A 6170-nucleotide genomic window follows, 5' to 3' on the forward strand; every position below is an offset into this window, starting at 1 on the left:
CCCGTCAGGCCGACGCCTGATCGGTGAGGTCGGCGTCGCGGAACGCGTCGACGACCGCGGCGAGGCAGCCCGCGGTCGTCGACGACGGCGCGACCACCGACCCGGTGACCGTCACCGGAGGGTCGAGCGGGATCTCGCGCACCCGCGACGCCCCGGACGCCGCTGCCCGCCCGGCGGGCAGCAGCGTCCACCCGGTGGGATCGGCCCCCATCTCCGCGACGACGGCCTCGCCCACCCCGACCGGCCGGCCCATCCGGGCCCCGGACGGGGCGACCGTCCGGGCGAGGGCGTCGTGCCAGGGCGGGTCGGTGTCCCGGCACGGCGGCCGGAACGGCCCGGCCGCGGCCAGCGCCGACAGCCGCACCGAGGACCGGCGCACCAGCGGGTGCCGGTCGGACACGACCGCGTGCAGCTGCTCGCTCCACGCCGGGTGCACCACCAGGCCGGGTCCCGACGGCTCCCCCCGGGCCACCGCGAGGTCCAGGAGGCCGTCGGCCACCGCCGACAGCCGTTCGGGCACCGGCAGGTCGAACAGCTGGACCTCGAGATCCGGGGTGCACTCCTGCAGCCGGCGCAGCGCCAGCTCCAGACGACCGGTGAGCCCGGGCGCGGTGCCGACGCGGATCCGGGTCGCCGGCGCGTCCACGACCGCACGCACCCGCTCCGCCGCCGCCAGGGCCTCCCGGGCCGCGGCCAGCACCCGGTGCCCGGCGGGGGTGAGCCGGACGTGGCGCGAGGACCGGTCCAGCAGCCGGGTCCCGAGCTCGCGTTCGAGCCGGGCCACCTGTTGGCTCACCGCGGGCTGCACGATGTGCAGCCGCTCGGCGGCCCGGCCGAAGTGCAGCTCCTCGGCCACCGTCACGAAGTAGCGCAACCCGCGCAGTTCCATCCCGCACCCTCCCCGGCCTCTGTCGATCACGAACGCCGATCGCTGTGCGGGTTGTTCCGGTCTGGTTCCCCGGGCGCGGCGCGGCTGCACTGGTGACCATGCGGATCGGAACCCTGAACCTCACCCCCGACGGCCCTGCCGCCGTCCGGGACACCGTGCTCGACGCGGGCCGCAGGGGCCTCGACGCGGTCTGGGCCAACCAGATGCCCGGCGGCTGGGACCCGTTGACCCTGCTCGCCGCGGCGGAGCCGGGTACCGGGCCCGCCGAACTCGGCACCGCGGTCACCCTGACCGGTCCCCGGCATCCCGTCGCGCTCGCCACCCAGGCGCTGACCACGCAGGCGGCCCTCGACGGCCGGCTGACGCTCGGGGTGGGCCCGGGCCACGCCCCCTACCTCACCGGTGAGCTCGGGCTGCCGTTCGACGCGCCTGCCGCCCGGACGCGGGAGTACCTGGAGGTGCTGATCCCGCTGCTGCACGGGGAGCGGGTGACCCACCGGGGCCGGTTCCTCGACGTCGACACACAGCTCACGTTGCCGCGGCCGGTGTCGCCGCCGCGGGTGCTGCTGTCGGCCCTCGGCCCCCGGATGCTGGAGATCGCCGGGGAGCTGACCGACGGCACCGTCGTGACCTGGGTCCGTCCGGAGTTCGTGCGGGACCACCTGCGGCCCGCGCTCCCGGACACCGCTCGGGTCGTGGTCTCGGTGGTGGTGGGCGTGACCACCGACCCCGACCGGATGCTGGAGTCGGTCGCGCAGGACTTCGCCGCCGTCGGGACGCTGCCCAGCTACCGGGCGCTGCTGGACCGCAGCGGGCTCCGCGGGCCGGAGGAGACGGTGGTGGCCGGATCGGAGGAGCACCTGGCGCAGGAGCTCGCCCGGTTCGGTGAGGCGGGTGCGACCGACCTCGTGGTGCTCGACCTGAACCCCGAGGGCCGGTCGGCGCTCGACGTGGCGGTGACCCTGTCGTCGTCGCGGGTCACCGCCTGACGACGCCCGTTCAGGAGGGGCCCCGCCGGGTGCGGCCCTCCGGGCGCCGGTGCGACCGGCGCCATGCCGTGGCGCCGGCCGTCCGGGTACGTCCGGGCGCTCCGCCGGCGGGGACCGGGGACCCGGTGTCGCCGCCGACCGGGCGGGAGCCACCGGCAGGTCGGGAGCCGTCGTCCGGTGGCCGGTGCAGCGCCCGCAGCTCCGCACGCAGCGCGACGATGTCCCACTTGCGAGCGGTGTGCTCCCGCTCCAGCCGTTCCAGCCGCCGGTGGGCCAGCACGAGCAGTACGCCGGCGGCGATCCATCCCACCAGGGCGGCCCACGCCACCACCGCCACCAGCCCCGACACGCCCGCTCCGTCCACTCGTCCCGCCTGCTCGGCATTCACCGTAGCGAGCACCCGGGTGCCCGACGGCCCGCCTGGTGAGCCACCGCACACGTCTCCGGCACACGTCACGTCGGTACCCTGGGTGGGCAGGCACCGCCGCCCCGCGCTCCCCTCCGGGGCCCCGCGGTGGCCCGTCACGGATGCGGCACGCGCGGAGGGACCCCGGCCCCGGCGGGTACGGGACCCGGCGATGTACCCCGCCCGAGACCGTGAGGAGGCCGGAGATGCAGCAGTTGGTCGGTAACGATCGAGCCACCGCGAGCGATGGACCGGTCGTGGAGGAGACGACCGTGCACCCCGAGAAGACCCCGTCGCCCGATGCGCGCCACTTCCCGCAGACCCTGGTCGCGATGGACCCGCCGACCCTCCCGGCGGCCCACCTGATCCCGCCGCCCGCGGAGTTCCGGCAGTTCCCGGCCCCGCAGCGGTCGGTCCCCGGTCACCCCAGCCTGCGCAACCGGCTGCGCCGGGCGCTGCTGTTCTGGCGCCGCGGCGCCTGAGCCCCGATCTTCCGGCGGCCCGGTCCCTCACCGAGGGGCCGGGCCGTCGTCGTGTGCGCGTGCCGCGGTCGGTGGCCGTGGTCAGTAGCGGGTGAAGTGGGACCAGCCGGCGTCGCCGTCGTAGGGGCGGCCGTCGACGGTGACCCCGGGGCCCTCGGCATCCGGTGTCCCGACGGCCCCGACCTCGGTCCAGCCCTCGGGCAACGGCGCGTCGCCGGGGAAGGTCGCCGCGAGCGCGTGGTCCTCACCGCCGGTCAGGACCCAGCGCAGCGGGTCCAGGCCCAGCGCGGACGCGATCTCGGCCAGCCGCAGGGGCACCGTGAACGCCCGGGACCGCAGCCGCAGCGTCACCTTCGAGGCGCGCGCGACGTGCGCGAGGTCGGCCAGCAGGCCGTCCGAGACGTCGATCATGGACGTGGCGCCGGCGTCGGCGGCCTGCGGACCCGCGGAGTAGGGCGGTTCCGGGACCCGGTGCGCGTCGACCAGCGCCGCCGGGGAACGGAACCCACGACCGAGCACCGCCAGCCCGGCCGCGGACCAGCCCAGCCGCCCGCACACCGCCACCCGGTCACCCGGCCGCGCGCCGGAGCGCAGCACCGGCGAGCGGCCCTGCAGGTCCCCCAGTGCCGTCACCGAGACGACGATCACCGGCGCCGAGGTCAGGTCGCCCCCGACGAGCCCGGCCCCGGTCGAGCGGGCCTCGGCCCACAGCCCGTCGGCCAGCTGCTCGAGCTGCGCCGCGGGCGTCGACGAGGGGCACGCCAGTCCCACCAGCAGCGACGTGGGCACCGCCCCCATCGCGGCGATGTCGGCGAGGTTCGCGGCCGCGGCCTTGCGTCCGACCTGCTCGGGGCTCGACCAGTCGAGCCGGAAGTGCACACCCTCGACGAGCACGTCGGTGCAGGCGACGACCCGCCCGTCGGCCGCGGTGACGACGGCCGAGTCGTCACCGGGACCGAGCTCCGTCGTAGCCGGTTGGACACGGTCCGTGGTGACCCGGTCGATCAGTGCGAACTCACCGACCTCCCGGAGTGAGACACCGGTCTCGGAACCGCCCTCGGGCGTGATCGCGGATGGGGACACGGGGGCGGCCTCCGGTAGGTTCTGCGTCCGACATTCCTGCCGTCAACCATCCGGCAGGTCGGCAGTTACCGGAAAGGGGCACGCCGTGGTGCAGGCATACATCCTCGTCCAGACCGAGGTCGGCAAGGCCGCCTCGGTCGCCTCCGAGATCGGGGGTCTGCCGGGCGTCGTCTCGGCCGAGGACGTCACCGGCCCGTACGACGTGATCGTGCGCGCCGAGGCGGACGACGTCGACGAGCTCGACCGGCTGGTCGTGGCCCGGGTGCAGAACGTCAACAGGATCACCCGGACGCTCACCTGCCCCGTGGTCAAGCTGAGCTGAGACGGGGACAGACGTGGCAGGGGCACGCGTGTCACCACCGGTCGTGGTGGCACTCGCGCTGCCCCTGCTGCTCGCCGTCGTCGTGGCGGGGCTCGCGGTCTGGGCCCGCCTGACGACGGGGCCGGACACCGGTCCCCTGGAACTGCCGACACGGATCGCACCGCAGGCGTCGTCGCCGTCATGCGAGGCGGTGCTGCGGGCGCTGCCCACCGGGCTCCCCGGTGACACCGGCGACCTCGCACCGCGCGAGATCGACCCGCCGGTCCCCGGCGCGCGGGCCTGGGTCGCCGAGCCCAAGCCGGTGGTGCTGCGCTGCGGCACCGAGCGGCCCGCCCAGCTGGGGCCGACCTCGCCGCTGATCGTGGTCAACGGGGTGAGCTGGCTGCCGCTGGACACGCCGCCGGGTGCGCTCGCCACGACCTACGCCGTCGTCGACCGCGGGGTGTACCTGGAGCTGTCCGCACCCACCGAGACCGGCCCGGGACCGCTGCAGGCGGTGTCCGACGCGGTCGTCGACACCCTTCCGCCGCAGCCGGTGCGGGTCCGCTAGCTACCGCAGCCCGGTCCCGCGGGCCAGTGCGGTGTCGATCATGGTGCTGAGCAGCTCGGAGTAGTCGAGGCCGGTGACCGCCCACATCTTCGGGAACGCCGAGCTCGGGGTGAAACCGGGCATCGTGTTGACCTCGTTGACGGTGATGTCGCCGTCGTCGGTGACGAAGAAGTCGACCCGGGCCAGCCCCTGCACGTCGAGCGCGCGGAACGCGGTGATCGCCTTCCAGCGCAGCGACTCGGTGATCTCGTCGTCGAGCTTGGCGGGGATCTGCAGGTCGGAGGTGTCGAGGTACTTGGACTCGAAGTCGTAGAACTCGCCGGTGTAGCGCAGCTCGGCGGGCAGGCTGGCGCGAACGCTGCCGTCGGGGAACTCCAGCACCGCGCACTCGATCTCGCGGCCGGGCACGGCCGCCTCGACGAGCACCTTCGGGTCGTGCCGGCGGGCCTCGGCGACGGCCGCGTCGAGCGCGGCCGGGTCGGTGACCCGGGTGACCCCCATCGAGGACCCGGCGCGGGCCGGCTTCACGAACAGCGGCAGCCCGAGCCGGTCACGGTCGGCGAACCCGATGTCGGTGCCGGGGCGGAGCACGACACCGTCGGCGACGGCCAGCCCCTCGGCGCGGAGCAGCTTCTTCGCGAACTCCTTGTCCATGCCGACCGCGGAGGCCAGTACGCCCGCGCCGACGTAGGGCAGGCCGGCCATCTCCAGCAGCCCCTGGATGGTGCCGTCCTCGCCGAACGCGCCGTGCAGGATCGGGAAGACGACGTCGACCGAGGTCAGCGCCTCGCGCGCGTCGAGGCGGACCAGGCCGCGACCCGGCTCGCCGGGCAGCACCAGGGACTCGGCCGCGCCGTCGACCTCGGGGAGCTCCCGGCCGGAGATCGCCAGACGGGCGGGGTCGGACGGACCGGCCACCCACGCGCCGTCCGGGGTGATCCCGACCGGGACGGCCTCGAACCGCTCCGGGTCGAGGTGGGTCAGCACGCTGCCCGCGGACACGCACGAGATCGCGTGCTCGGAACTGCGGCCGCCGAAGACGACGGCGACCTTCACCCGGTCGGCACTCATGGGGCCGAGGGTAGGCGGCGGCTGCGCGGGGGCTCACAGCCGGGCGGCGGCCCGGCCCTCGACACAGCAGGGCGGCGGCCCGGCCCTAGATGTGATGTCCAGGGAGGTTGTCCCGTCCGGGGGCGGTGAGTCTGGCTGACAGACGAAGGCCTCCGGTTGTGAAGTGGAGCTGTCTAGGAACCGCTTCACCCACCGGAGGCCTTCGTGTCCCACGCTAACGCCGCTCTGACCCCGCGCGCCCGGCTGCGGCTCGCTCAACTCGTCGTCGAGCACGGCTGGACCCACACCGCGGCCGCGACAATGTTCATGGTCTCCGCGCGGACCGCCAAGAAGTGGTCCGACCGCTACCGGGCCGAGGGGCCGGCGGGGATGGCCGAC

Annotated in this window: 9 protein-coding genes; 5 read left to right on the forward strand and 4 right to left on the reverse strand. The window is 75.3% G+C overall.

The features are described from left to right. Positions 1-4: 4 nt before the first annotated feature. Positions 5-889 carry a LysR family transcriptional regulator gene (locus FVA95_RS11650; RefSeq protein ID WP_149664221.1) on the reverse strand — a complete coding sequence of 295 codons (885 nt, stop codon included), beginning with the start codon at positions 887-889 and terminating at the stop codon, positions 5-7. A gap of 98 nt (positions 890-987) precedes the next feature. Here FVA95_RS11650 and FVA95_RS11655 point away from each other — a divergent pair, with 98 nt between their 5' ends. After that, entirely contained in the window at positions 988-1878 is an 891-nt protein-coding gene (locus FVA95_RS11655; protein ID WP_149664222.1) for an LLM class flavin-dependent oxidoreductase, read from the forward strand. A gap of 10 nt (positions 1879-1888) precedes the next feature. Here FVA95_RS11655 and FVA95_RS11660 read toward each other — a convergent pair whose 3' ends face one another. Further along, complete coding sequence (locus FVA95_RS11660) at positions 1889-2227, reverse strand: hypothetical protein (protein WP_149664223.1); 339 nt, start codon at positions 2225-2227, stop codon at positions 1889-1891. A gap of 314 nt (positions 2228-2541) precedes the next feature. On the opposite strand from FVA95_RS11660, the gene FVA95_RS11665 reads away from it, so the two are divergent. Then, the gene (locus FVA95_RS11665) at positions 2542-2766 is read left to right on the forward strand and encodes a hypothetical protein (RefSeq protein ID WP_149664224.1); all 225 of its coding nucleotides are present in this window, start codon (positions 2542-2544) and stop codon (positions 2764-2766) included. Positions 2767-2847: 81 nt separating this feature from the next. Here FVA95_RS11665 and FVA95_RS11670 read toward each other — a convergent pair whose 3' ends face one another. Beyond that, positions 2848-3849, reverse strand: a complete 1002-nt coding sequence (locus tag FVA95_RS11670) for a thiamine-phosphate kinase (protein WP_149664225.1) — start codon at positions 3847-3849, stop codon at positions 2848-2850. Positions 3850-3934: 85 nt separating this feature from the next. Between FVA95_RS11670 and FVA95_RS11675 the strand changes: the two genes are divergently transcribed. Continuing rightward, positions 3935-4171, forward strand: a complete 237-nt coding sequence (locus tag FVA95_RS11675) for an Lrp/AsnC family transcriptional regulator (RefSeq protein ID WP_149664226.1) — start codon at positions 3935-3937, stop codon at positions 4169-4171. 13 nt (positions 4172-4184) lie between these two features. Then, positions 4185-4721 carry a DUF3515 domain-containing protein gene (locus tag FVA95_RS11680; protein ID WP_149664227.1) on the forward strand — a complete coding sequence of 179 codons (537 nt, stop codon included), beginning with the start codon at positions 4185-4187 and terminating at the stop codon, positions 4719-4721. Here the strand turns inward: FVA95_RS11680 and FVA95_RS11685 are convergent, their stop codons facing one another. Continuing rightward, entirely contained in the window at positions 4722-5792 is a 1071-nt protein-coding gene (locus tag FVA95_RS11685) for a D-alanine--D-alanine ligase family protein (protein ID WP_149664228.1), read from the reverse strand. A gap of 204 nt (positions 5793-5996) precedes the next feature. Between FVA95_RS11685 and FVA95_RS11690 the strand changes: the two genes are divergently transcribed. After that, positions 5997-6170: leucine zipper domain-containing protein (locus FVA95_RS11690; protein ID WP_149662471.1), on the forward strand; the 174-nt coding region annotated here is incomplete at its 3' end.

Origin of the sequence: Pseudonocardia sp. EV170527-09, assembly GCF_008369905.1 — a bacterium.
In the GTDB taxonomy this organism is placed as follows: Bacteria; Actinomycetota; Actinomycetes; order Mycobacteriales; family Pseudonocardiaceae; genus Pseudonocardia.

Bases quoted from the DNA above. Each gene is read 5' to 3' on its own strand.
- FVA95_RS11655 (WP_149664222.1), top strand. From the start codon at position 988: ATGCGGATCGGAACCCTGAACCTCACCCCCGACGGCCCTGCCGCCGTC.
- FVA95_RS11650 (WP_149664221.1), bottom strand. From the start codon at position 889: ATGGAACTGCGCGGGTTGCGCTACTTCGTGACGGTGGCCGAGGAGCTG.
- FVA95_RS11685 (WP_149664228.1), bottom strand. From the start codon at position 5,792: ATGAGTGCCGACCGGGTGAAGGTCGCCGTCGTCTTCGGCGGCCGCAGT.